The sequence below is a fragment of the Mesorhizobium sp. WSM4849 genome, assembly GCF_055811385.1.
In genome coordinates this window covers 190,127-213,799 of the sequence record NZ_JBVVPW010000008.1, presented here as the reverse complement: position 1 = coordinate 213,799, position 23,673 = coordinate 190,127, and the positions used below count along the sequence as shown (strand labels likewise).

Genomic DNA, 23,673 nt, shown 5'->3' with positions numbered 1-23,673 from the left:
CGATGCCTCTCATCTTCGACATCGCCATCACGCATATTGCCGGCCGCGGTCGCCAGACGCTGGTTGCCGTGATCGGCGTTGCGGTCGGTGTCGGATTCTCCATCGCCATGGCGGCGCTGATGCAGGGCGGGCAGGACGATTTCGTCAGGCAGCTCGTCGATACGATGCCGCATGTCGACATCACCGACGAGCAGCGCACCGCCCGCCGTCAGCCAGCCGAAAATGCCTTCGCGACAGTCGCGATCTCCGGGCTCAGGCCGCGCGACGATCGCCGCGGCATCATCAATCCGACCGCCGCGACCTCCTGGCTCGAGAGCTGGATTCCCGGCCGGTTCGCGGCAAGCCTCAAAACGCAGGGGGTGATCCGCTATTCCAGCCGCGAAGTGGGCGCGGCGATCATTGGGATCGAACCGGAGCGCGAGTCCGGCGTGTCGCCGATCGTCGGAGACTTCGTCGAAGGCAGCTTTTCGGCACTTGCCGCGGGCGGCAACAACGTACTCATCGGCGACACGATGGCGAGCCGGCTCGGCGCCGGGTTCGGCGACACGATAACGGCGGTCTCCTCCGAGGGGCTGACGCGCAACTTCAAGATCGCTGGCCTGTTCCACACCGGCACCACCGCGCGCGACGAAGGTGAGGCCTATGTACTGCTGAAGAACGCGCAGATCCTCTCCGCGCGTCCAAACGCAATCAACGAGATCCGCATCAAGCTCGACGATCCCAACCGCGCTCCGGCGGTGGCGCAGCGTGCCGAGGCCGAACTGGGCTACAAGGCCGTAGCGTGGCAGGAGGCGAATGAATCGATCCTCGAAGCGCTCGTCGTGCGCAACGTCATCATGTACACCGTCGTCGGCGCGATCATGCTGGTCGCTGGCTTCGGCATCTACAACATCATCTCGACCATCACGCACGAGAAGGCGCGCGACATCGCCATCATGAAGTCGCTTGGCTTTCCGGAGTCCGACATGCGCCGGCTCTTTCTGCTGGAAGGCGTGGCGATCGGCGCGGCCGGGTCCGTGCTCGGCGGGCTGTTCGGCGTTTCCATGACCTATGCACTGTCGCTTGTGCGTTTCGAGATCGCCGCGACCGGCCAGGAGATGACCCGGCTGCCGATCGCCTGGAGCTTGATGCACTACGTCATTGCGTCGGCTTTCGCGCTAGGCTCGGCGGCAGTGGCCGGCTACCTGCCGGCGCGCCGCGCGGCGCGCCTGAACCCCGTCGAGATCATCAGAGGCGCGTCATGAGCGCACTCATCGAGACCGAGAAACTGACGCGCGTGCTGCCCGAGACCGTTCCCGTCACGCTGGTCAAGGACATCACGCTCGCGATCAACGAGAGAGAATTCGTCGCCGTCACCGGTCCCTCCGGGTCCGGCAAATCCTCATTGCTCTATCTGCTCGGGCTGCTGGACCGGCCGACTGCCGGGAGGTTGAGAATAGGCGGCCGCGACACCGAGCCGATGAATGAAAGGGAGCGCGCGCGGACCAGGCTTTCGATGCTGGGCTTCGTGTTCCAGTTTCATTTTCTGCTGCCGGAGTTCACGGCGCGCGAAAATGTCGAAATCCCAATGCGCAAATTGGGCCGCCTGGCGCGGCCTCAGATGCGCGAACGGGCCGGGGAGCTGCTTTCATCCCTGGGGCTCGGCGAACATCTCGAGAAGCGGCCCGACCAGCTCTCGGGCGGCCAGCGTCAGCGCGTCGCGGTGGCGCGCTCGCTCGCCAATGACCCGCCGCTTATCCTCGCCGATGAGCCGACGGGGAGCCTCGACAGCAAGAGCTCCGAGCAGGTCTTCGCAATCCTGGAGAATCTTGTGCGCGAGCGCGGCAAGACCGTCGTGGCGGTTACGCATGATCTCGACATAGCTGCGCGCATGGATCGCCGCATTCACATCGTGGACGGGAAGATCGGCTGATCAGCTTCTCCAGTGGGCCGAGGCGATGGGCAGGGCGCGTTAATCCGATCGAGGTCACCTTGGCGCCTTCCTTATGGGGTTTCTCAAGCACGTCTGGCGCTTGCAGTCGATATACGAACCGTTAACTTAACTCAGAACGTCGAACTGGCGCAGTATTCAGGAGAACTGGTACATGACGCAGCGGCAGCGAATGCTCGTCACGACACTGCTTTTCTTGCCCGCTCGAACATGGGAATCACATTGTTGTTCGATGGCCGCTCGCCGTTGCCCGTCACCCGGTCGAGGTCGCCGCGCTTGCGAAGGCGGGCCGCGTCCAGAAGCATGCTGCCGGCCCATCGATAGACGTTGTTGTCGCGGACCATCTCGCGCATGGGCCGCATACGCTCGCGCTGTTCCTCCGGCGTCATGGTCAGCGCCTGCAGCAGCGCTTCGCTCGTCATGGCCGTATCGTAGGGATTGACGATCAATGCCTCCAGAAGTTCGCGCGAAGCGCCGGCAAAGGTGCTGAGCAACAACACGCCCTGTTCGTCGTCGCGCGCCGCGACGAATTCCTTGGCCACCAAGTTCATGCCGTCATGCAGGCTGGTGACCATGCATATGTCGGCGGCGCGATAGAATTCGTAGACCTGTTCCTGCGGGTGATGTTTGTCTACCATTAGGACAGGACTGTAATCCTCGCTGCCGTAGCGCTGGTTGAGCTCTTCGACGTAGCGGCGGCATTCATCGTGGAGTTGCCTGTAAGCCGGGAGTGTGCCGCGGCTGGGTGCTGCGATCTGTAGGAGAACCAGTTTCCCGACCCATTCGGGATGTCTCGTGAACAATTCTTCCAGCGCCCGGAAACGGTCGAGAATGCCCTTCGTGTAGTCGAGACGCTCGACGCCGACGCACAGTTTGACATCCTCTTTCAGTCCGAACCTCTCGCGCAGGCGGGCGCGGCATTCGTCGACATCAGGCAGTTTCGCCAAAAGTTCGGCCGGCCACTCTATGGAGATGGGATAGGCGTGCACCAGCGTCGTCTGTCCGCCGTAGGAGATCGCCGCATCGGCCCGCTCTATACGGCTTTCCAGAAAGCGATCGACGCTTTCGGCGAAATTGTTGGCATGGAACTGGGTATGGAAGCCGATGATGGAGCTGCCAAGCAAGCCCTCCAGGATCCGTTCACGCCATGGACAGATGCTGTACACTTCCGAGTTGGGCCATGGGATATGCCAGAAAGTGATGACGATCGCCTCGGGCAGGCGCTCTCGGATCATGCGCGGCAAGAGCGCGAAGTGATAGTCCTGGACCAGCACAATCGGCCGCTCGTTGCGCGCTTCGGCAACCACAGTATCGGCGAACTTCCGGTTGACGGCCTCATAGGCCTCCCAATCCGACGCACGGAAAATCGGGCGGGTGAAGGCGATATGGCAAAGCGGCCACAGACCTTCATTGGCGAAGCCCAGATAATAGCCCTGGTATTCTTCCTCCGTCAGCCAGACCCTGCGCAGCGCGTAGGACGGATTGCCAGGCGGCACCTCAATCCGGTCGTTCTTGTCGACCGTGAGGCGGTCCGCTGTTCCGCCGCCATAGGCGATCCAGGTGCCGGCACAGGCGCGGGTGATCGGCTCGAGCGCCGAAACCAGCCCGCTGGCCGGTACCAAGAGCTCGACGCTATCATCCTTGATGTTGTGGATATACGGCTCGCGGTTGGATACCACGATCACCTGCGTCTCCGGCAGATCGTCCGCCAAGATCTTGCGCAAGGTGTCGGGCGACCATGTGATCAGTGCGGCATCGGCCGAGTGGCCGTTCTTTTCAAACTCCCGCAGCACTTTGCGAGCCGCTTCCGAAGCCACGTCCTCGCCTGCGGCGTATGCGACCGCTGGTGTGTGGCTGTGGCGCCGTTGGAATACCGAGAACACCACGGCAACAGCGGAAAGGCCGAGGCTTGCAAGGATCAGAATCCAGAGTACCTCTATGCCATAGTCTGACATCGGAACAACGATTTTCCTCCGGTTGGTGGCCGTTTTTCTTTTTTTCAAAGCCGGCCACTGGTGACAGGCCGCTGTGCGCCGGCATGATTTTGCAACGCACGGATGGGGCCATCGGTTCCGGTAGTTTAAGCGCGGCGGTCAATTCGATGCGTAAAGCCAAACTAGGTCCGCACGATGAGCGGCACTAACCCCTCATGTCGGTCGGCGAGAAAGGCGACGACCCTGTCGCCGACGCGCTGAAATGTCAGATCCACCGCCCTTGCGCCAACGCCCAGATGCCTCAGCGTGAGCATGTCGATACCAATCGGCAGCCTGGGCCGGGTCACGTGGATTTCGCCCTCCCAGCCGTGGATCTCCAAGCCGAGGCAGGCCTGCATCAGCATGAAGGCAGACCCGGCCGACCACGCCTGCGGCAAGCAGGCGACGGGGTAGGCGATCGGCGCTTCGCCCGGCGCGCGGGTAAAACCGCAGAACAGTTCGGGCAACCGCATGTTGAAATGGACCGCCGATTCGAAGGTACTGCTCATCAGCCGGACCACGCTTTCACGCTCGCCAAAGCGTGCCAGACCGGCGCCGCACATGGCGGTGTCATGCGGCCAGATCGATCCGTTGTGGTATGACATCGGGTTGAAGAACACAGCATCGTCGGCGACCGTCCTCAGCCCCCAGCCCGAATGGAAGGACGCCGAAAGCAGCTGGTCGGCGACCATCTGCGCCCGCGTCGGCTCGGGGAGCCCGACATAGAGAAGATGCCCGACATTAGACGTCCGCACCTTGCAGGGCTCGCTGGCGCCATCAATCGCCAAGGCATAGAAGCCGAGATCGTCCAGCCAGAAATGGCGTTCCACAGCGGCGCGCATGGCCTCGGCTTGGCTGTCCCAATGATCGGCCCTGTCGTCCTCGCCGCGGCGACGGGCGAGCGCCGCCAGCCCCCGGAACGCGGCAAAGACATAGCCTTGCACCTCCACCAGGGCGATCGGTCCCTTGGGGATTCGGCCATCTGCATGGAAGACCGAATCGATACTGTCCTTCCATCCCTGGTTGGTGAGGCCGGACTCGGCAGCACGCTGATAGGTGACGAAGCCGGTCGGCCGGCTTGCCTCCTCGGTCCATTCAGCCGCGGCGCAGAGCGACGGCCACAGGCTGTCGACGAACGCCATGTCACCGGTACGGTCCGCATAGGCGCAGGCGAGATGGATGTAGAGCGGCGTCGTGTCGACACCGCCATAGTAGCGGCCGAAGGGGAGCTCCCGCAGCGCCGCCATTTCGCCTTTGCGGGTCTCGTGCATGATCTTACCCGGCTGCGAATCGCTGAACGGCGATGTCTCTGTCGCCTGGTGCTGGGCAAGGAAGGCCAGCACGCCTCGCGCCAAGCCCGGGTTGAGCCACAGCATCTGCAACGCGGAGATCACGCCGTCGCGGCCGAATGCCGTCGAAAACCAGGGGATGCCCGCATAGGGGTAGGGTCCGGTCGTAAGCTCGGTGGTCAGCAGCGCCACATCCGCGCGAGCGCGCGCGACCCAATCGTTGAAGACGCGCCCGGAACTGTGCACCGTGGCACCATGGCGGCGCTTAATCCGCATGCCGAAGCGAGCCCGGGCCGCGGCGGCGCGGAAGCGATCGCGGTTCGGCGTTTCCGCGACCTCGGGACCGACCTCGACATACAGCGCCTTGCTGCTGCGCCTCGTCACGGCAATCAGGAAATCCGCACGGTCGGCCGTCAGATGGTCCGGCGCCTGCGAGAACGATATCGCCGACATCCGCGCCAGCCCGTCCAACCCGTCGTAGCGAAGCAGGACGGAGGTCGCATCGGTCTCGGCAGCATGGGCCATACCGCGCTTCAGCCTTGTCGAGCCGCGCACTTCGAACATGTCGCGGAAGTCGGCTGCAAAATGCAGCGAAACGCGGATGGTGGAGTGTTCCTGACTGTAATTGGAAAGGGTGATGCGTTCAAACAGCCGGTCCTGCCAAAGCAGCCTGACGCGTTCGATATGGATCGCGCCCTGCGGAATGTCCCGGCAGCGGACGCTCTGCATCGGCAGATTGGTCAGGTTGGAGGTGAAGAGCACATTGTCCTGGCTGAGCGACGCACCGAGCAGCGATGTCTGCCGGCCGCCGACGGTCAGCCGGAATTCGGAAAGCACTCGCGTGTCGTCACGGAAGAAACCATCGCCGGCGCCGCGGATATCGCCGTAGGCGTCGGCCACGGCGAAGCAATCGCCTTGCTTGAGGGCGAACAGCCGATGCGGCTCTCGAGGTGCGGTGGCGTCCAGGGACGCAAGTGCTACGGCGGGATCAAGCTTGCGCTCGTCGAGTTGGGCCATTCGCTACATATCTCTCTCGTTTCGCCCCCCGAGGTAATGCTCTTGCTTCGGCCGACGCACCAATCAGGCGCGCGTAGGCGGAAACGTAGTCGCGGGTCATTCTTTTGGCGGAAAACCGCCTCTCGAAGACAGCTCGAACCTTCCGCCTGTCGAGCCGCAGTATGCCCGGCACCGATGCGACCGCGCCCTCCATGGAATTCACGATAAAACCGGTTATGCCTTGATCGACGATTTCCGGCATGGCGCCGGAATTCCAGGCGATCACCGGCGTGCCGCAGGCCATCGCTTCTATGACGGCAAGACCGAACGGCTCGGGCCAGTCGATCGGGAATACGAGGCCGGCCGCCTTGCCGAGGAATTCCGCCTTCTTGTCCTCCTCGATCTCGCCGACATAGTCGACACGGTCACCGTCGACCAGCGGCTCGATCATCTCTCGGAAATAGGCGCGGTCGTCGTCGCCGATCTTTGCCGCAAGCTTCAGTTTCAGCCCCGAGCGCAGCGCGATCTCGATGGCACGATCCGGACGCTTATCGCGCGACATCCGGCCAAGGAAGGCGAGGTAGGGCTCCCCTGGGCTCGGCTCGAAAACCGGTTTGTAGAGTTCGATAGGCAGCCCGTGGTGGATCGTCGTCAGCCAGTTGGCGTTGGCGAGCCCCGTTCTTTGGCTACGGGAAACGGAGATCATCGGAAAGCGCGGAAAACGCTCATAGGCCGGCGCCAGATCGACATAGTCGAGCCTGCCATGCGGCGTCGTCACCGTCCGCTCGGGCATGTGCTCGAAAAAAGAAAAATGCAGGAAATGGCTGAGGTGAAAATGAATGATATCAAATTCTTGAGATCGTTTCCTCACCTCGGAAAGCATCGAAAGGTGCGCGGCTGTCTCGGATTTCAGCGGGCGTGGGTCAAGACGCAGCGCACGCTCGCGACACGGCACCAATTTTACCGACGTTTTTGTATCGCCACTGGCGAACAAGGTTACGTCATGGCCAAGCTCGACCAATCCTTCGGTCAGATAGGAGACGATGCGCTCCGTACCTCCATAGAGCCGAGGCGGTACGGATTCATGGAGCGGCGCCACATGGGCTATTCTCATAGTCTGGCATTTCCCTCAAAGATCATCGCTGAAGTCGAAATGCATCACCCCCCCGAACGTTCCCGCCACGGCAAGAAGTCGGGCGATGACTGGCGATTCACTCAGCCGACCCGTTGCCATTTAGCAAGGGTGGGCGTTTTTGCCGGGAACCAATTGGCTGGCCGTGAATTTAGCTAGGTTCGATCGAACGCATCGCGATCGACCGGGAGGAAACGATGAATCGCCTGCAGTTCTTTACGCCGGTGCGAATTTCGTGCGGGCAGGGGAAACCTGTCGAAGAAATCGACAGTGTCAACGAAGCGATGACGTTTTTGCGCCATTGGCCGAAAGGGCGGCGCGGCCCGGTGTATCAATGCGCGCTGAACTGCTGCGCTGCGGCTCTGGCGGGCCAGATGTCTGCCGAGGAAGCAAGAAAGGCTTTTACGGGCTTTGCCCGGATCACCCGGCTGCTGGATGACGACATGGCGCTGCCGATGGGCGGCGAAAAGATGGACAGCGTATTCGCGCCGAGGCGATAGACGTCGCGACTGCCGAGGTTGGCCTCGGCTTGTCGGAGCCAGGCTTAGCTGAGCAAGCCGGTGCCCCGAACCGTGCAACGCGACGCGCAATCTGCAGGGCCGATGCCCGGGCGCCTGGATCCAAGCCGGCCCTTATGGCAAGACCGAAATGCGCCCGAGAAGAGCCACCAGTTCCGCCTGACGTCTCGTTTCGGTCTTGGCGAACAGCGAGGCAAGCTGGGAGCGGATCGTGGTGCGGCTGAGGCGCCAACTGCGGGCTATCTCCAACGGCGCATCGCCCTGAGCCAAGCGCAGCGCAAGGTGCGTTTCCGCGCTCGTCAAGCCAAACATCCTTTGCAGTGTCTGAGGATTTGGCCCCGACCTGTTCTCACGGTCCAGCAATGCCACAATGCTCGTTCCGTCAGGAGCGATAAGGCCGTTCTCTTTCAGTACCACCGGCCTGTCGCCTCTGCTGCGGATCACCACCCAAGACAGGGAGCCCGGCAGGAAATGGGCCGGAACATTCGCGATCAGCCGTTTTAGGGCTACCGAAAGCTCGCTGGCTGTATCAGCCGGCTCCCCCTGGCGCTCCAGCGTGGTTTGAGCGGCGGCATTCCATTCGATGACTTTTCTTTCGCGGTTCAGTACGAGATAGCCACAGCCGATGCGATCAAGCATCCCCGTGACGGATTCCAGGCTGCGTCTCCGCGGTTCGTCGGCCCCTGCGTCCGGTCGGTCAGATGCACCAATCGAATGATAAGCATATGACGGCCGCATCATCTGGGCGCCAGGGTTATACTTGGCTCCTATTGTAACGTTCCGTTTTCCCGCAACCGCATCACTGTGTCTCTCGATCATAGCCATTTTTAACCTCCCCAAAGGTTCGTCAGCCCGTAGTAAATCGTTCGTGATTTACGAACAGTCTTCTTGCGTGGGGCTCGTGAAAAAACGGGCCCTACTACCTTGAAATTCGATATATTCTGAGGAGTTATGACCAAGTCATGCTCCCCCCACGAGATAAAATGCGCGCTGTGATAGTGGTATGGCAATCCGGCAGTCGTACTAGGTTGTACGTTTTTTGCTCTAGTCTCGACGGCCTAGTCAAAAGGTTGTAGTCTATGCCCATGAACTCGCAGTCGCGCAGGTCGGATTCGAACCCATCAGTCAGACTGCTAACTCACATTGCCTCCGTATTGGTGCTGGCTGCTACACTGATATTTGAAACAAAAGCGTCAGCATATATTGGGGAGGGATCGAGTTTTCTGGAGTTCATACCAGCTATTATTATCATTTCCTACCTTGAAGACCGTGGGCCTGCGCTTGCGGCGACAATCCTGATGGTGGCTGCCGGCCTATGGGCACGAAGCACCCTGCATGGTCAGATATCCAGCGAAGATTGGGCGCGCGCCATTTTGCTTGTGGTTTCGGGCGGCGTGATTGCCGTGACGTTTCATCGGCTGCGGCAGGACTTGCGTGAGCTGCTGGAAGTAGCAGAAGCCAGACTCGCCGCCGTCGAAGCAACTGAAAGCCGCTACCGTTGGGCTTTCGAACGCGCCGCCATGGGATTCGCAAACACCAACGAGAAAGGTGAGCTGCTGCAATCCAACAGGCGCCTCAGTGAGATGACTGGCTACGAGGAGGAGGAGCTTGCCCAATTGCGGCTCGAGACACTCGTTCATCCGGACGACCGTGATGCCTTGGAGCAGTTGCTGGCGGGCCTGGGTAACGACTCTGCTTCGTTCGCTTCGGAGGTTCGTCTGTTAAGAAAGAACGGTTCGGCATTCTGGGCGCGGCTAACCCTGTCTTCGTCTGTGCCCGCCGGGGTTCTCTCAGAGAGCATCTTCGTAGTGGTCGACGATATCTCGGAACGACGAGCCGTACACGAAGCGCTTCGGGCTCAGAAGGAGTGGCTGGATCTCGCTTTGTCTGCCGGACGTTTGGCCACGTGGCGGATCGACCTTAAAGACGGGATCGTCACCGGCTCGGGCACGTTCTGGGACATTCTCGGCCTGCCCACGGCCGCTAGCCGCCGTTTGGAGGAACTGTCAGCCGTCGTCCATCCGGCGGACTGGCCAAAGCTGGTAGCATCGAGAAAGCTCGCATCAGTCACGAACTACGACGTCGAGATTCGCGTCCGACGACCGGACGGACATATCCGCTGGGTTGCCCTGCGCGGAAGGGAAGAGAAATACGATGATCGTCTACAGCGGCTCGGCGTGGCCGCCGACCTGACTGAGCGACGACAAACCACGCTGCTGCGCGCCGCGGCAAAGAAGCGGGAGCGCATTATGCTCGAACAACGACACAGATTCAGCAACCTATTTCCTGTGATCACGGCGCTCGTGAAAATGGTCAATGTTCCGGAGAACAATGTCGCCAGGTACAAGGAGACGCTCATCGACCGGATTCGTTCGCTTGAGGCAACGCATCTGCTCCTTTCAGGCAACAGTAGCGCGTCGGGAATGCTCCACGATCTCGTTGTTCAGGAGTTGCAACCGTACATGGGGACACGCGACATATCAGTCAGCGGTCCCTCCGTTGCGATGTCAGGCGGCGCCGCCGAGAGCTTTGCGATGATTGTTCACGAGCTTGCGACCAATTCCCTGAAACATGGAGCGCTTGGCGATTCAAAAGGCCGGATCGAGGTAAATTGGACATTCGCGTCTGAAGACGCACGCAGTGACATCGTGTTCGAGTGGGTGGAATCGGGGCGGCGGCGGACTTCAAAAGTTGTCCGTCATGGGTTCGGTTCCATGATAATCGGAGTGGATGGGGCGCCGCTTGTCGGTTACTCGCCTAAGTTGGAAATGTCGGATCACGGGCTGCGATATTCGCTGCGGCTGTCGCGCAAGGAAATCGGCCCTTAGCGCTTTGACGCAAAAATCGGGCTCGTTTCTAAAGCGCGTCGCATTTGACCGGCCTCACGCGACGCGCTTTAGGTTGTTGTTTATGCATGTCGTTATCGCAAAACTGCTGCACACTTTTGCGCGACATGCATTAGAAGGCATAACGCGCAGGTTCAAAGCTTTAGAGCGTCCCTTGCGCGTCTAGGATGCGGCGCTCTAATTGACATCCCTCGTTAGCCAGGTCTTCAGCATAACGGCAGCCTCTGTGCGATTCCGTACCCCAAGCTCACGCAGAACCGCAGCGGCATGAATTTTCGTCGTCGCTTCGGCGATTTCCAGATCGCGCGCAATTTCCTTATTCGAGTACCCTTCCGCCATCAGCTTGAGGACCTCCTTTTGCCTCGAGGTTAGCCTGCCAAGATTGCCACTGGTGGTACGTCGGGGTGGGATATGCTCGGATGGAGTAGGTACGTGAGTTGCTTGCGCGGCACCCGGGCGCGACAGAAGTGCAGGCACGTAGATGCGGCCCGAGAGGATTTCGTTGACGGCCATAACGACCTCCTCGTCTCTTTGCGACTTTACGATATAGCCGTGAAGTCCGATCGAGAGAGCCGTGAGTATCTCCGAGCGTGAATCGTTCCCGGAAACAATCGCAAATCGCGTATCCGGATAAGCCGACAGAATGCCGCTGAGCACTTCCTGATTGAACAATCCCGGCATGTTCAAGTCCAGCATCGCAAGATCAACGGACGCCTGTTCCGCCAACAGACTGAGTACGGCATCGAAACACGACGCCTCAAATATTTCCACACCTGGAATGCCTGCGGTCAGTGCCAATCGCAAGCCACGACGATACAAGCCGTGATCGTCGGCGATAACGATTCGATACATTGAACTACCCCAACCAAACCTAGACGGATGGAACGGTCATAGGCCTTAAAGTCGTGGCCAATCACTCGTCGATTCATCCAGTCAACGCCGCGGTGCCCCAACACCGCATGCGTCAGATTGTTAATATAATCCTAAATAACAGGTAAGGCTCCTCTTTTTTTTGACCCTGTGAACGAGAGCCGCTGACGTCGTCGCATGTGTCAAACGGCTTGCAAAACTGACCCCCGATCGGCGTCCAATTTTGACCCCCTTATGGCGATGGCCAGATGCGACTTCCCGGTTCCGGTGTGCCGCCGATCAGCCCGCGCATCGAGCCGAACACAGCGGAACGTAGATCGAGCGAGCGCCCTTGCGTTGGCTTCATGGTCTGCGATCTTTCGTGCGAAATTGCGGCGCGAACTTGTTGGTCCTGTCGATGATCGCTAACCCTCTCGCCTTTGCGGGAAGCGGCTGCTTTCCGTTAGCTACCGAAACATCACGATTTGCTTACGTAAATGTGCCTTTTTGATTAAAATGTAGCAAAATCGTGACGCAGGACCGAGAATTCCGGGATTGGCTTTGCAAGGCTGGGATAGCGAGGCGGGAAAAGCTGATATCGCCAATCATGAGGCAATATTCCCAGTCATGCGACAGATGAGAGGCTTGTGATCACTCCTTCCGTTGCATCATGTCTTCAAGCCTATGGCGACGAGTGTTTTTCGATTGCCCATCGAGAATTTTAATGAATTTGAGATACACTTAATTGGTACGCAATTGTCGGACACCGGGACCGGCAAGTCAGGAAGGGGGTCTGTCGTGAGCGAAGAGATCAGTGTCGCCGAAGCCTACAGCAAAGGCCGCACCATCTTCATGGGGCTGGAGTTGCTCATTGCGCCCGGTGCGCTCGTTCCCCGGCCGGAGACGGAGTTGCTCGGCACGACCGCACTTGATGTTCTGAGTCAAATGAACCTGCCGGCGCCGCGCGTTATCGACATGTGCTGCGGGGCCGGCAATCTGGCCTGCGCCATCGCGCATTACGCCCCCACCGCGCTTGTCTGGGCGAGCGATCTCACCGATGGATGCGTCGAAGTCGCGCGCCGCAACGTCGCCCATCACGTCATGGCGGATCGCGTGTCGGTGCTTCAGGGCGATTTGTTCAGCGCTTTCTCGGGCTTGAAGCTAGATGGCACGATGGACGTGATCATCTGCAACCCGCCTTACATTTCGGAAAAGCGGCTCGAGGGCGACCGCGCGCATCTGACCGAACTCGAGCCGCGGGAAGCGTTTGCGGCCGGTCCCTACGGCCTGAGCATCCATATGCGGGTGATCAAGGACGCGCCACGTTACTTGCGGCGCGGAGGCATCCTGCTCTTTGAGGTAGGGCTCGGCCAGGACCGGCAGGTCATCAGTCTGCTGGGGCGTTCCAAGGCGTACGAAACTATCCGCGCGATCACGAACGAAGCCGGCGAGGGCAGGGTGGTTATGGGACATACCACGCCGCAAGCGTGAGCATGCCGAGACTGCGGCAGGCTCTGTTGCGCTGTCGGCGGCGTAGAACAACGCTAATGCATGTCGCGCAAAAGTGTGCAGCGGTTTTGCGATAACGACATGCATAAAACAACAACCTAAAGCGTGTCGCGTGAGGCCCGGTCAAACGCGACGCGCTTTAGGCAAGATGTCGGCAATCAGTTTTGCTTGCGGAGAATATATAGCGCAATTCCTTGGATGGAATCGAGGTTCTCCGGCAGGAGTTCGCTGTCTTCGACGGTGATGCCGAAGCTCTCCTCGATGAAGCCGATAACCTCGAGTACCCCTGCCGAGTCGACGATGCCTTGGTCGAGAAGGGACGTGTGGCTCTCCAGAGCATCCGCGTCGGCTATGTAGAAATTCGACGCCAGGAAAGCGCGGATCTGATCCTTGCAGGTTTCGGCTCTATCCTTGGTAGACAACATTGAATTCTCCTGAGCGCGGCGGATCTGCTCGACCGCACCATCGCCGCCAGCCGAAATCTTTTCATCGATCATTCTGATGAAGCCGCGATCTTCGCCAAACTGCCGCGCTTGCTTCCGTTGGCTGTCATATCGCGGCGCAGCCGATCGCGCCTGGCGTATGGCCAGCGCCGCCGCTATTGGCTTAATTCGTCGCGTTCGCGGCTCTGGGCGATATCACGCAGCGAGGGGGCAAAAAGATCAGTGGTTTGCGCTTACCCGGCTCTCTGATCAGCTTTTTGGCCTTTTCTTGGTTTATTCGGTGCTTTTGTGGGCCCGCTGGTGTCTGAGTCTTCGGCGGAGACAAAGCAGTATGCAAAGATATGTCCCCGGTTCTCGTCGGTTACGCGAATCCAATCCTTTTGCCACGTTCGGAGAGTAACATGTCGATCTGTCGACATGGCGGCGGCTCTGAAGGGGCTCGGCGCGTTGATGATACGCGCCGCGATCACATCATCGCCCTCCATTTGTTCGACGAGGTATGTCTGCATAGATGCCTCCCCAGGCCCGCTACAACTTTAACGTCGGTCAAAGCGTCCGGTTGCAGCGTAGCAAAGAGATTTTTGACAAATGTGACGAACCGACGAGGCCGCTGCTCGGCCGTTCCGAGAACGACGGAGATGGCCCAAGCTCTCATCCTGACGGAAGGCCGCTTACGGATCGCTTACATCTCGGGATCTTGCCGCCGCGCTACATGAGAAAAGGAAACCTGCGTCAAGGTGTACGGTCGAGGGTTAGCGGTGGATCGACCAAGCGGCGCGCAGGTCGTTGGCCTGGGCGGTCCTGAGGCCGCAAGCAGTCAGGGCACCTTTGGTCGCCGTTACGAGCGCGGCATTGTCCTTGGCGGTTGTGCCGTCGGCCAGAGTAAAATTGTTCTCGAACCCGACGCGGGCATGGCCGCCCAGCAGCGCACCGGCCGTAACGCAAGCGGTTTCTTCCCGACCGAAGGCGCAGACCATCCAGTGCGCGAAGCGCGGACGGTCATGCGCAAGGAAGGGAAGCAGGTCGGCCGGTCGCGAAACCTGTCCCGGCGTGTAGCGGCCGAGCACATAGAGCACCGGGATGTCGTCGAAGGGCACCAGCCCGCGCTGCTGCATGGCGGCTAGGGCCGACGCCTCTTCGGGCGCGTAGAGGATCATCTGAGGGGCGATCCGCTCGCTCTTCAGCCACCACAGGAACTCCGCGAAAGCGGTCTCATGGGCAGCGTCCGGCACCAGTTCGCGCAGCGCCAGCGAAACCGCCTCAGGGCGGGTAGCGCGAACAATCGCCATCTGCTCGGCCGGCTGGTATCGGCCGACCGCTTCGCTGGTGATCTGGATGATCAGCCGCTCGCCCACCGCATCGCGTATCGCTTTCGTCGTCTCGCGATAAGCGTGCGCGTCGAGCAAATGGCCGCCGTCGCGATCGCGGACATGTGTATGGATCATAGCGGCGCCCGCCTCGAGGCAGGCGGCGGCGGTCCGGGCCAGTTCCTGGGGGCCGATCGGCAGGGCAGGGTGGTCTTGCTTGCCACGCCGTCCACCATTCGGCGCAACGGCGATCGCAGTTGGTGCGATAAGTCCGGGGCCGGTCACGTCCCTGTCGATGGTCATAGGTGCAGTCCAATCGTTTCAGTATTGCGCACTATGTAACATGTGTTGCATGATGGTTTGCTCCAAATCGCGCCGTCGTCAATCGAGGAAAGCATGACACACATCCTGCATCGTCAGATCCATGCGACCCTGCCCGTCGCGGCTGGCGGCAACGGTATCGAACTCTTCGACCGCGATGGCCGCGCCTATATCGACGCGTCAGGCGGCGCGGCGGTTTCCTGCCTCGGTCACGGCCATCCCGACGTTACGGCCGCGCTCCACGCACAGGCCGACAAGCTCGCCTATGCCCACACCAGCTTCTTCACCAACGAGCCGGCCGAGACATTGGCCGACCAGCTCGTCGCTGGCGCGCCGCAAGGTATTAGCCACGCATATTTTGTGTCCGGCGGCTCCGAAGCGGTGGAGGCGGCGCTCAAGATGGCACGGCAGTTTTTCGTCGAAACTGGCAAGCCCGAGCGGCGAAACGTCATCGCCCGCCGACAGAGCTATCACGGCAACACGCTCGGCGCTCTCGCTGCCGGGGGTAATGAGTGGCGCCGCGCCCAATTCCGCCCGTTGCTGATCGACACGCATCATATCGACCCATGCTATGCCTACCGCTATCAGCAATCCGGTGAGAGCGAGGAGACCTACGGGCTGCGCGCCGCTCAGGCGCTCGAGGATAAAATTCTCGAACTCGGTCCGGACACCGTCATGGCCTTCGTCGCGGAACCTGTCGTCGGCGCGACAGCAGGAGCGGTGCCTGCCGTTCCTGGCTATTTCGGGCGCATCCGGGAAATCTGTGACCGCTACGGTGTGCTCCTCATCCTCGACGAGGTGATGTGCGGCATGGGCCGCACCGGCACGCTGCACGCCTGCGAGCAGGACGGTGTCGCGCCCGACCTGATGACAATCGCCAAAGGCCTCGGCGGAGGCTACCAGCCTATTGGTGCGGTGTTGCTTTCGCGCCGCATCTTCGACGCGTTCGCCCAAGGCTCCGGCTTTTTCCAGCACGGCCACACCTACATATGCCATCCGATGGCCTGCGCAGCAGCGCTTGCCGTCCAGGAGGTGATCGCTCGCGACGATCTGCTCGCCAATGTTCGGGCGATGGGCGCACATCTTTCGCGGCGACTGGGCGAACGGTTCGGCAACCATGCCCATATCGGCGACATTCGCGGGCGTGGCCTTTTCATGGGACTTGAGCTGGTCGAAGACCGTTCGTCGAAAGAGCCGTTCGATCCGGACCGCAAACTAAATGCGCGCGTAAAGCGCGAGGCGATGATGCGCGGACTGCTGGTCTATCCCGCGGGAGGCACGATCGACGGCGTCCGCGGCGATCACGTGCTGCTTGCGCCGCCCTTCATCATAGACGCCGCAGCAATCGATGCGGTTGTTGAACGGCTCGGCGACGCGATAGACGCTGCAGTGGCATAGCGCCAGCGCTCTTCATTCCGGCAGATAGGCACCGAACGCCTGTAACTCCAGTTCCGTCTCCCTGACACGAGCCGCGGCGGCCGGCCCGCTGCGCGCCAGCATCGTTGCAGCCAGCGCTTCAACGATGGCCATAGCCGCGGCTACCGACGGGAAGAAGGACGGGCTGTCGGTAGAGAATCGCAATGTAACGTCGGCATGCCGCGCGATCGGAGCGGCCACGCTGTCGACAATCGCGACAATCGGAACGCCGTGTCGTTGCGCAGCCTCCATCACCGGCCCGAGTTCACGCGAATAGGGCGAAAAGCCGATCGCGACGACCGCTTCCCTCTTTCCAAGCGCTGCGAGTTCCGCCTCAATCGCACCGCCGTCGCCGCCGAGCAGCGTGACGTCGCGCCGAAACATCCGGCAGAGATAGACGAGCGCGTGGGCGGGCGCGCGGCAGCTTCGGAACCCGGCGACGCGTATGCCCTGTGCCTTCTCCAGTATCGCGCAAGCCCTTGCTATTTCTTCGCTGCCGTTGACCGCTTCGGCCGCCGCCAGATTGGCAACCGTCGTCCTTAGCGATTCCGCGAAAATCGCCTCGGACCCGCGCTTGACAAGCGCATCGGCCCTTGCCGCGAAAGGCGCCTTGCCTGAGCGCAGCCGGTCCTCGAACGGCTTGCGCAGCGCCGCCCAATCCCCGAAGCCCAGCCGCCGCGCCAATCGCACGAAGGTCGTCGGTGTCACCTCTGATCGCGCGGCCAGAACCCGCATGGAAACCAGCGCCACCTCGTCGGGATGATCGACCAGGAATCGCGCCGCCTTGCGCAGTTCCGAGCTCAATTCGGGGAGTTCGGTCAATATGCGCGCCAGAAGCGCGTCGAAACCCATCTCCCGCGTAATCATTGTAACAAGCATTTCCCTTGATTGATAAAGCGCAACAATCGTAGCATGCATCGACGTGCCTTGACACTAAAACACCGGACGGCCGCGACGGCACGCAAAGTACCAAGGGAGAACCAGATGAAACATGCCCGGACTGCACGCCACGGAGCGCAGATCGCCGCCTTGTCGGCGGCGCTGCTGTTTTCGGCCAGCGCAATGGCGCAGCAGAATTTCGTTACCATCGGGACCGGTGGCGTCACCGGCGTCTATTATGCCGCCGGCGGTGCTATCTGTCGCCTACTCAACAAAGATCGCAAGACACACGGCATCCGCTGCTCGGTCGAATCGACCGGCGGATCGACATTCAACGTGAACACGATCAAGGAAGGCGAACTCGACTTCGGCATGGCCCAGTCCGACGTCCAGTACAACGCCTACAAGGGGCTGGAATCATTCAAGGATGGTGGCGCCCATACCGACCTGCGCGCGGTTTTCTCGATCCATCCGGAGCCGTTCACGGTCCTGGCGCATCCGAATGCCGGCGTGACGAAATTCGAGGACTTCAAGGGCAAACGTTTCAACGTCGGCAATCCCGGTTCCGGGACACGCGCTTCCATGGAACGTCTGCTCGGTGCGATGGGCTGGACGTTGGCCGACTTTTCGCTCGCATCGGAGTTGAAGGCTGACGAGCACGGCCCGGCGCTCTGCGACGGCAAGATCGACGGGTTCTTCTACGGCGTCGGCCATCCCTCGGCGAACATCCAGGATCCGACGACCACCTGCGCCGCCAAGCTGGTGCCGTTGACTGGAGAAGTCGTGGACAAGCTCGTCGCCGAGAATCCTTACTACGCCAAGGCGATCATCCCAGGCGGCCTTTACGCAAACAATCCCGACGATACCGGGACTTTCGGCGTGCTCGCCACGCTGGTGACTTCGGCCAAGGTTCCCGATGAGAGCGTCTATCAATTGACCAAGGCGGTGTTCGAGAATTTCGACGAGTTCAAGTCGCTGCATCCGGCCTTCGCTAAGCTCGACCCGGCCAAGATGGTGTCGGAAGGGAATTCCGCGCCGCTGCATCCGGGCGCTGAAAAATACTTCAAGGAGAAGGGCTGGCTGAAGTAGGCTTCGTGACCTGACGACTGTCCGGCGGGTTCAGCGGACCCGCCGGGGCCATCCGCAACAGGAGGCGTCATTGAGCGAAGTGAAAGAACAACCGGCCGGCGTCGATCTCGAAGAGCTCGAACAGCTCGTCGCGGAGGCCGATACGGGTGGCCGGCGTCCGAGCGGAACAGTCGCTCGAATCCTGCTCTGGGTTGCAGTTGCCTGGTCGCTTTTCCAGCTCTGGTACGCTTCGCCTTTGCCGTTCGTGTTCGGCTTCGGCATCCTCAATGATACGGAAGCGCGCGCCATCCATCTCGGCTTCGCGCTGTTTTTGACGTTCCTCGCCTATCCGGCGCTGAGATCCTCTCCCCGCGATCGTGTGCCGCTACTCGACTGGGTGCTGGCCGTGGTCGGCGGGTTTGCCGGCGCCTACCTCTTTCTCTTTTACGTCCAGCTTTCCGGACGGCCGGGCCAGCCGACCACGCTCGATCTCGTTACCGGCACCGTTGGCATCCTGTTGCTTCTCGAGGCGACGCGCCGCGCGCTCGGCCTTCCGATGGTGGTCGTGGCATGTGTCTTCATCTTCTACACCTTTGCCGGCCAGTACATGCCGGACGTGATTCAGCATCGCGGCGCATCGCTCAACAAGTTTCTCAACCATCAATGGCTGACCACCGAAGGCGTCTTCGGGATTGCACTTGGTGTGTCGACGAGCTTCGTCTTTCTCTTCGTCCTATTCGGTACGCTTCTGGAAAAGGCAGGCGCCGGCAACTGGATGATGCAAATCTCCATCGCGCTGCTCGGCCATCTGCGCGGCGGCCCGGCGAAAGTCGCGGTGGTCTCATCGGCTCTCAACGGCGTCGTGTCAGGCTCGTCTGTCTCCAACGTGGTTTCAGGCGGCATCTTCACCATCCCGCTGATGAAGCGCACCGGCCTTTCCGGCGTCAAGGCGGGCGCCATCGAGGCTTCAGCCTCGATCAACGGCCAGATCATGCCGCCGGTCATGGGCGCGGCTGCGTTCCTGATGGTCGAATATGTCGGCATTCCCTATTCGGAGATCGTCAAGCACGCGCTGCTGCCGGCGGTTTTCTCCTATATCGCGCTGCTCTACATGGTTCATCTCGAAGCGATAAAGATGGGCCTGAAGACGATCCCGCAGCGTCCGACGCCGGCAAGGGAACGGATGCTGCGGATGGGGCTGGGACTGTCGGGCAGCGTTCTTGCCGTCTGTATCGTTTATTACGGCATCGTTGCTATCCAGGCTCTCTTCGGTGGAAACGCGCCGCCGGTGCTCGCGATCGCCGGCGTCGCTCTCTACGTCGCCTCGGTCTGGTATTCCTCGCGCTATCCGGACCTCGCACTTGACGATCCGAACGCGCCAATCCTGGAACTGCCGCGCGCCTGGGACGTCACGCGGACCGGGCTCGATTTCCTCATCCCGATCGCGGTGCTTCTGTGGTGCCTGATGGTCGAGCAATTGTCGCCAGGCCTCTCGGCGTTCTGGGCGACCCTGTCGATCCTCGGTATCGTCGCCACCCGCAAGCCGCTGATGGCGGTATTCCGTAACGAAAACCTCGCCGCCTCAATATGGGCTGCCTGGGATGACCTGATCGACGGGCTGGCGCTCGGCGCCCGCAACATGATCGGCATCGGTATCGCCACGGCCACTGCCGGCATCGTCGTCGGCACGATCACGCTGACCGGTCTCGGCCTGATGATGACGGAACTCGTCGAGTTCATCTCCGGCGGCAACGTCATCCTGATGCTGATCCTCATCGCCGCGATCAGCCTTGTGCTCGGCATGGGTATTCCGACCACCGCAAACTACATCCTCGTGGCGACGCTGATGGCGCCGGTCGTGGTCGATCTCGGGGCGCAGGCCGGACTGCCAATCCCGCTGATCGCGGTCCACCTGTTCGTCTTCTACTTCGGCATCATGGCCGACATCACCCCGCCCGTCGGGCTGGCGGCCTTTGCGGCGGCGGCGATTTCCAAGGAAGATCCGATCGCCACCGGCTTCCAGGGCGCGCTTTATTCGCTGCGTACGGCGATCCTGCCCTTCGTCTTCATCTTCAATCCGTCGATCCTGTTGATCGGAGTCGACACCTGGCCGCAGACGATCTGGGTGGCAACGGTGTCGTTGATCGCCATCCTGCTGTTTTCGGCGGCGACCATGAACTGGTTCGTGACGAAAAGCCGTCTCTGGGAAAGTGCGGCCCTGCTTGTCATCTGCTTCACGCTGTTTCGGCCGGACTGGTGGCTCAATCAGGTGTCGCCGCCTTACGAGGAATTGCCGGCGAGCGAGTTCCTGCCGGCGGTGGCGAGCACGCCGGCCGATGGCCGCATCAATTTCGTCGTCGAGGGTGTCGACCTTATGGGCGAAGATGTACGCAAAACGGTCAACGTGCCGCTCGGCGAGCCGGGCGAACCGCTGGAGCGGCTGCGCGGCATCGGCCTTACCATCACGCAAGTGGGCGACGCGCTGATGATCAGCAATGTCGATTTCGGATCCTACGCCAAACGCATTGGGCTGGATGTCGGATATGACGTGGTGGCCGTGCTCAGAAAGGCCGACCAGCCCTCGAGCCTCATTCCGATCGGCCTGGCGCTTGCTGCGGCCACCGGCGTCGCCGGGCTGCAGTTTGCGCGGGCGCGCAAGCAGGCGGACAGGAAGGAAACCGGGCCGGCGCGCTGAGCCTGGGAACGGTTGATAACAGCTGGTGGCAGGCGCTGGGCAAACCCTCAGTCGGCGGTCAGCACCACCTTGACGCTCTGCGAGCGGTCGGCGGCCAGGCGAAACGCATCGCGGGCCGAGGAGAGGGGGCGTTCGGCGGTCACCAGTCTCAGGACGTCTATATCCCCGCCGACGATGAGATCGACCGCCTGGTTGAATTCCGCGCCGAAACGAAACGTGCCGTTCAGATTGATTTCCTTGGCCATCACCGCATTGGCCGCCACCGGGATCTGACCACCCGGAAGATTGCCGACCTGAACGACCGTACCGCCGCGCCGGACGCTGGCGATCGCCGCCGCGAGACCCGCAGCGGTGCCTGAAATCTCGAACGCGACGTCGATCGCCTTGTCGGCCGCGAGCGCCTTGAGTTCGTCGCCACCGCCGGACAGGTCGATCGTCCTGTTTGCTCCAAGTTCGCTGGCGAAGGCGAGCGGCGCCTCGGCTATGTCGGCGACGGTGAGCTCGCCACATCCCTTGAGCCTGGCGGCGAGCATGGTCAGAAGCCCGATTGGGCCGGCGCCGAACAGGATGACGTTGCGGCCGGCGATGTCGCCGGCCCGTGCCACAGCATGCAGGCTGACGGCGAGCGGTTCGGCGAGTGCCGCCGCCTGGTAGGCGACATCAGGCGGGACTTTGACGCATTGCGCGGGCGTGGCATCGAACACGCTGGCAAAACCGCCTTGCATATGCGGCGTTTTCGACGCCGAGCCCATGAAATAGATGTTTTCGCAGAGATTGGCGCGGCCCTCCGCGCATCGCGCGCATTGTCCGCACCAGCGCGATGGGTTGACCGCCACGCGATCACCGACGGCAAGTCCTGGCGCGTCCGCGTTGATTTCGACGATCTCTCCGGCGACCTCGTGGCCGAGCACGAGCGGCGACGTAACGACAAAATCGCCTGTCCGCGCATGGCGGAAATAGTGCAGGTCGGAACCGCAGATGCCGCCTGCGCCGAAACGCACGCGCACCATTCCCAGCGCGAGGGAACCGAGCGGATGCTCGACGACGCGCAGATCCTCGGGGCCGAACAGCGTCGCGGCGACTGCGTTATCGATCATCGGATCAGTCCCATTTGTGTCGGAAGCCACAGCGTGATGGCGGGGACGAAGGTGATCAGGATCAGCGCGACGATCAATGGCACGAGCCAGGGCAGGATCGCCATGGTCGTACGCTCGACCGACAGCTTGGCGACCCGCGACAGGACGAACAGCACCATGCCGAGCGGCGGATGGAGGAGACCAATCATCAGGTTAAGCGTCATGATCAGACCGAAATGCACCGGGTTGATGCCGTACACGGCGGCCACCGGCAACAGGATGGGCACAAGAATGGTGATCGCCGCAATCGTATCGAGGAAGCAGCCGACCACCAGCATCAGGACGTTCACCAGGATGAGGAAGACCCACATGTTGTCGGTGAGGGCGAAGATGAAGGTCGAGAACAGCTGTGCCGCCTGGCTGACGGTGAGCAGCCAGGCGAATATCGAGGCGGCGGTGACGATGAAGAGTACGGAGGCCGTCGTCTCGATGGTGTCGAAGCTCGCCTTTGCGAGTGTGCGCAGCGTCATCGTGCGGTAGCGCACCAGCCCGAGCAAAAGCGACCAGATCACGGCGGCCATCGCCGCCTCGGTCGGCGTGAACCAGCCCATCGTCATCCCGCCAATCAGGATGATCGGCGTCATCAGTGCCATGACCGCGGAGAAGTCGAAATACCAGTCGACCGCAATCAGCAACAGCAGCGCGATGCCGACCGCGACATTGGTGGACAGGCCAAGCTGCACCAGCAGATAACAGGCGAGCGGGAAGGCCGCCACCACCAGCACCTCGCCCGCCGCTTCGGCGAGCCGCCGAAGCTCGAACGGCGTGTCGGAACCCCAGCCGCGCCGATAGGCGAAGATGGCGACCGTCACCATCATCAGCACGGTCATGACCACGCCCGGCAGGATGCCGGCCATGAACAGCGCGCCGATCGAGACATTCGCCATCATGCCGTAAATGACGAAGGGCAGCGACGGCGGGAAAATCGGCCCGAGCGTCGCCGAGGCAGCGGTGACCCCGACCGCGGCGTCGATCGGATAGCCGTGGTCCTTCATCGCCTTGATCTCGATGGTGCCGATGCCGGCGGCGTCGGCGAGCGCGGTGCCCGACATGCCGGAGAAGATCACCGATCCGATGATGTTGACCTGCGCCAGGCCGCCCTTCATCCAGCCGACAAGCGCAAGGGCGAAGGCATAGATGCGGCCAGTGACGCCGGCGATGTTCATGAGGTTGCCGGCGAGGATGAAGAAGGGCACGGCTAGCAGCGGAAAGCTCTCCACCCCGGCAATCATGCGCTGGGCTGCGATGATGTCGGGCGCGACACCATAGATGACGAGGTAGAGCACCGAGGCTGCCGCCATCGACACGGCGACCGGCACGCCAATCAGCATCAGGACCAGAAAGCCTCCGACCAATAGCAGCATCG

Annotated in this window: 19 protein-coding genes; 8 read left to right on the top strand and 11 right to left on the bottom strand. The window is 61.4% G+C overall.

What is annotated here, in order from left to right; genetic code table 11:
• Positions 1 to 2 precede the first annotated feature (2 nt).
• Both AC0L3L_RS11355 and AC0L3L_RS11350 read left to right on the top strand, forming a co-directional pair.
• On the top strand, positions 3 to 1,244 hold the full coding sequence (locus AC0L3L_RS11355; protein WP_473488370.1) for an ABC transporter permease: 1,242 nt from the start codon (positions 3 to 5) through the stop codon (positions 1,242 to 1,244).
• Positions 1,241 to 1,912 (top strand): ABC transporter ATP-binding protein, encoded by a 672-nt coding sequence (locus AC0L3L_RS11350; protein ID WP_473637615.1) that lies wholly within the window; start codon positions 1,241 to 1,243, stop codon positions 1,910 to 1,912. The genes AC0L3L_RS11355 and AC0L3L_RS11350 overlap by 4 nt, the downstream gene beginning before the upstream one ends.
• A gap of 197 nt (positions 1,913 to 2,109) precedes the next feature.
• Here AC0L3L_RS11350 and AC0L3L_RS11345 read toward each other — a convergent pair whose 3' ends face one another.
• From AC0L3L_RS11345 to AC0L3L_RS11335, 3 genes are all read right to left on the bottom strand, one after another.
• Entirely contained in the window at positions 2,110 to 3,885 is a 1,776-nt protein-coding gene (locus AC0L3L_RS11345; protein WP_123145952.1) for an alpha,alpha-trehalose-phosphate synthase (UDP-forming), read from the bottom strand.
• A 161-nt stretch (positions 3,886 to 4,046) separates the two neighbouring features.
• On the bottom strand, positions 4,047 to 6,209 hold the full coding sequence (locus AC0L3L_RS11340) for an amylo-alpha-1,6-glucosidase (protein ID WP_473637614.1): 2,163 nt from the start codon (positions 6,207 to 6,209) through the stop codon (positions 4,047 to 4,049).
• On the bottom strand, positions 6,181 to 7,302 hold the full coding sequence (locus AC0L3L_RS11335; RefSeq protein ID WP_473637613.1) for a glycosyltransferase family 4 protein: 1,122 nt from the start codon (positions 7,300 to 7,302) through the stop codon (positions 6,181 to 6,183). Before AC0L3L_RS11335 ends, AC0L3L_RS11340 begins: the two co-directional genes overlap by 29 nt.
• Before the next feature lie 215 nt (positions 7,303 to 7,517).
• Here AC0L3L_RS11335 and AC0L3L_RS11330 point away from each other — a divergent pair, with 215 nt between their 5' ends.
• Positions 7,518 to 7,820, top strand: a complete 303-nt coding sequence (locus tag AC0L3L_RS11330) for a DUF982 domain-containing protein (RefSeq protein ID WP_473637612.1) — start codon at positions 7,518 to 7,520, stop codon at positions 7,818 to 7,820.
• Positions 7,821 to 7,952: 132 nt separating this feature from the next.
• On the opposite strand, the gene AC0L3L_RS11325 is transcribed toward AC0L3L_RS11330, so the two are convergent.
• A complete protein-coding gene (locus tag AC0L3L_RS11325; protein WP_473550186.1) occupies positions 7,953 to 8,663 on the bottom strand; it encodes a helix-turn-helix transcriptional regulator in 711 nt (236 codons plus the stop codon).
• Positions 8,664 to 9,136: 473 nt separating this feature from the next.
• On the opposite strand from AC0L3L_RS11325, the gene AC0L3L_RS11320 reads away from it, so the two are divergent.
• Positions 9,137 to 10,666, top strand: coding sequence for a PAS domain S-box protein (locus tag AC0L3L_RS11320; protein ID WP_473613709.1), 1,530 nt, complete (start codon positions 9,137 to 9,139; stop codon positions 10,664 to 10,666).
• 195 nt (positions 10,667 to 10,861) lie between these two features.
• Here the strand turns inward: AC0L3L_RS11320 and AC0L3L_RS11315 are convergent, their stop codons facing one another.
• Positions 10,862 to 11,536, bottom strand: a complete 675-nt coding sequence (locus tag AC0L3L_RS11315; protein ID WP_473488364.1) for a LuxR C-terminal-related transcriptional regulator — start codon at positions 11,534 to 11,536, stop codon at positions 10,862 to 10,864.
• Between the two features lie 795 nt (positions 11,537 to 12,331).
• Between AC0L3L_RS11315 and AC0L3L_RS11310 the strand changes: the two genes are divergently transcribed.
• Positions 12,332 to 13,024, top strand: a complete 693-nt coding sequence (locus tag AC0L3L_RS11310) for a N5-glutamine methyltransferase family protein (RefSeq protein WP_473488363.1) — start codon at positions 12,332 to 12,334, stop codon at positions 13,022 to 13,024.
• A 176-nt stretch (positions 13,025 to 13,200) separates the two neighbouring features.
• Here the strand turns inward: AC0L3L_RS11310 and AC0L3L_RS11305 are convergent, their stop codons facing one another.
• The 3 genes from AC0L3L_RS11305 to AC0L3L_RS11295 form a co-directional block, all read right to left on the bottom strand.
• Positions 13,201 to 13,539 (bottom strand): acyl carrier protein, encoded by a 339-nt coding sequence (locus AC0L3L_RS11305; protein ID WP_473637611.1) that lies wholly within the window; start codon positions 13,537 to 13,539, stop codon positions 13,201 to 13,203.
• A gap of 179 nt (positions 13,540 to 13,718) precedes the next feature.
• Positions 13,719 to 13,994 (bottom strand): hypothetical protein, encoded by a 276-nt coding sequence (locus AC0L3L_RS11300; RefSeq protein ID WP_473637610.1) that lies wholly within the window; start codon positions 13,992 to 13,994, stop codon positions 13,719 to 13,721.
• A gap of 243 nt (positions 13,995 to 14,237) precedes the next feature.
• The gene (locus AC0L3L_RS11295) at positions 14,238 to 15,095 is read right to left on the bottom strand and encodes a beta-keto acid cleavage family enzyme (RefSeq protein WP_473637609.1); all 858 of its coding nucleotides are present in this window, start codon (positions 15,093 to 15,095) and stop codon (positions 14,238 to 14,240) included.
• A gap of 93 nt (positions 15,096 to 15,188) precedes the next feature.
• Between AC0L3L_RS11295 and AC0L3L_RS11290 the strand changes: the two genes are divergently transcribed.
• The gene (locus AC0L3L_RS11290; protein ID WP_473526759.1) at positions 15,189 to 16,511 is read left to right on the top strand and encodes an aspartate aminotransferase family protein; all 1,323 of its coding nucleotides are present in this window, start codon (positions 15,189 to 15,191) and stop codon (positions 16,509 to 16,511) included.
• Positions 16,512 to 16,523: 12 nt separating this feature from the next.
• On the opposite strand, the gene AC0L3L_RS11285 is transcribed toward AC0L3L_RS11290, so the two are convergent.
• Complete coding sequence (locus AC0L3L_RS11285; protein WP_473637608.1) at positions 16,524 to 17,396, bottom strand: MurR/RpiR family transcriptional regulator; 873 nt, start codon at positions 17,394 to 17,396, stop codon at positions 16,524 to 16,526.
• A 117-nt stretch (positions 17,397 to 17,513) separates the two neighbouring features.
• Between AC0L3L_RS11285 and AC0L3L_RS11280 the strand changes: the two genes are divergently transcribed.
• Together AC0L3L_RS11280 and AC0L3L_RS11275 are read left to right on the top strand one after the other, a co-directional pair.
• On the top strand, positions 17,514 to 18,497 hold the full coding sequence (locus tag AC0L3L_RS11280) for a TAXI family TRAP transporter solute-binding subunit (protein ID WP_473488358.1): 984 nt from the start codon (positions 17,514 to 17,516) through the stop codon (positions 18,495 to 18,497).
• Positions 18,498 to 18,678: 181 nt separating this feature from the next.
• The gene (locus AC0L3L_RS11275) at positions 18,679 to 21,171 is read left to right on the top strand and encodes a TRAP transporter permease (RefSeq protein WP_473637653.1); all 2,493 of its coding nucleotides are present in this window, start codon (positions 18,679 to 18,681) and stop codon (positions 21,169 to 21,171) included.
• A 47-nt stretch (positions 21,172 to 21,218) separates the two neighbouring features.
• Here the strand turns inward: AC0L3L_RS11275 and AC0L3L_RS11270 are convergent, their stop codons facing one another.
• Both AC0L3L_RS11270 and AC0L3L_RS11265 read right to left on the bottom strand, forming a co-directional pair.
• Positions 21,219 to 22,268, bottom strand: a complete 1,050-nt coding sequence (locus AC0L3L_RS11270; RefSeq protein ID WP_473637607.1) for an L-idonate 5-dehydrogenase — start codon at positions 22,266 to 22,268, stop codon at positions 21,219 to 21,221.
• A complete protein-coding gene (locus AC0L3L_RS11265; protein WP_473637606.1) occupies positions 22,265 to 23,671 on the bottom strand; it encodes a TRAP transporter large permease in 1,407 nt (468 codons plus the stop codon). The genes AC0L3L_RS11270 and AC0L3L_RS11265 overlap by 4 nt, the downstream gene beginning before the upstream one ends.
• Positions 23,672 to 23,673: the final 2 nt, after the last annotated feature.

What these genes read in the sequence shown, in the direction of transcription:
- AC0L3L_RS11355 (WP_473488370.1), top strand. Translation starts at nt 3, where the DNA reads ATGCCTCTCATCTTCGACATCGCCATCACGCATATTGCCGGCCGCGGT.
- AC0L3L_RS11350 (WP_473637615.1), top strand. Translation starts at nt 1,241, where the DNA reads ATGAGCGCACTCATCGAGACCGAGAAACTGACGCGCGTGCTGCCCGAG.
- AC0L3L_RS11345 (WP_123145952.1), bottom strand. Translation starts at nt 3,885, where the DNA reads ATGTCAGACTATGGCATAGAGGTACTCTGGATTCTGATCCTTGCAAGC.
- AC0L3L_RS11340 (WP_473637614.1), bottom strand. Translation starts at nt 6,209, where the DNA reads ATGGCCCAACTCGACGAGCGCAAGCTTGATCCCGCCGTAGCACTTGCG.
- AC0L3L_RS11335 (WP_473637613.1), bottom strand. Translation starts at nt 7,302, where the DNA reads ATGAGAATAGCCCATGTGGCGCCGCTCCATGAATCCGTACCGCCTCGG.
- AC0L3L_RS11330 (WP_473637612.1), top strand. Translation starts at nt 7,518, where the DNA reads ATGAATCGCCTGCAGTTCTTTACGCCGGTGCGAATTTCGTGCGGGCAG.
- AC0L3L_RS11325 (WP_473550186.1), bottom strand. Translation starts at nt 8,663, where the DNA reads ATGGCTATGATCGAGAGACACAGTGATGCGGTTGCGGGAAAACGGAAC.
- AC0L3L_RS11320 (WP_473613709.1), top strand. Translation starts at nt 9,137, where the DNA reads ATGGTGGCTGCCGGCCTATGGGCACGAAGCACCCTGCATGGTCAGATA.
- AC0L3L_RS11315 (WP_473488364.1), bottom strand. Translation starts at nt 11,536, where the DNA reads ATGTATCGAATCGTTATCGCCGACGATCACGGCTTGTATCGTCGTGGC.
- AC0L3L_RS11305 (WP_473637611.1), bottom strand. Translation starts at nt 13,539, where the DNA reads ATGATCGATGAAAAGATTTCGGCTGGCGGCGATGGTGCGGTCGAGCAG.
- AC0L3L_RS11300 (WP_473637610.1), bottom strand. Translation starts at nt 13,994, where the DNA reads ATGCAGACATACCTCGTCGAACAAATGGAGGGCGATGATGTGATCGCG.
- AC0L3L_RS11295 (WP_473637609.1), bottom strand. Translation starts at nt 15,095, where the DNA reads ATGACCATCGACAGGGACGTGACCGGCCCCGGACTTATCGCACCAACT.
- AC0L3L_RS11290 (WP_473526759.1), top strand. Translation starts at nt 15,189, where the DNA reads ATGACACACATCCTGCATCGTCAGATCCATGCGACCCTGCCCGTCGCG.
- AC0L3L_RS11285 (WP_473637608.1), bottom strand. Translation starts at nt 17,396, where the DNA reads ATGATTACGCGGGAGATGGGTTTCGACGCGCTTCTGGCGCGCATATTG.
- AC0L3L_RS11280 (WP_473488358.1), top strand. Translation starts at nt 17,514, where the DNA reads ATGAAACATGCCCGGACTGCACGCCACGGAGCGCAGATCGCCGCCTTG.
- AC0L3L_RS11270 (WP_473637607.1), bottom strand. Translation starts at nt 22,268, where the DNA reads ATGATCGATAACGCAGTCGCCGCGACGCTGTTCGGCCCCGAGGATCTG.
- AC0L3L_RS11265 (WP_473637606.1), bottom strand. Translation starts at nt 23,671, where the DNA reads ATGCTGCTATTGGTCGGAGGCTTTCTGGTCCTGATGCTGATTGGCGTG.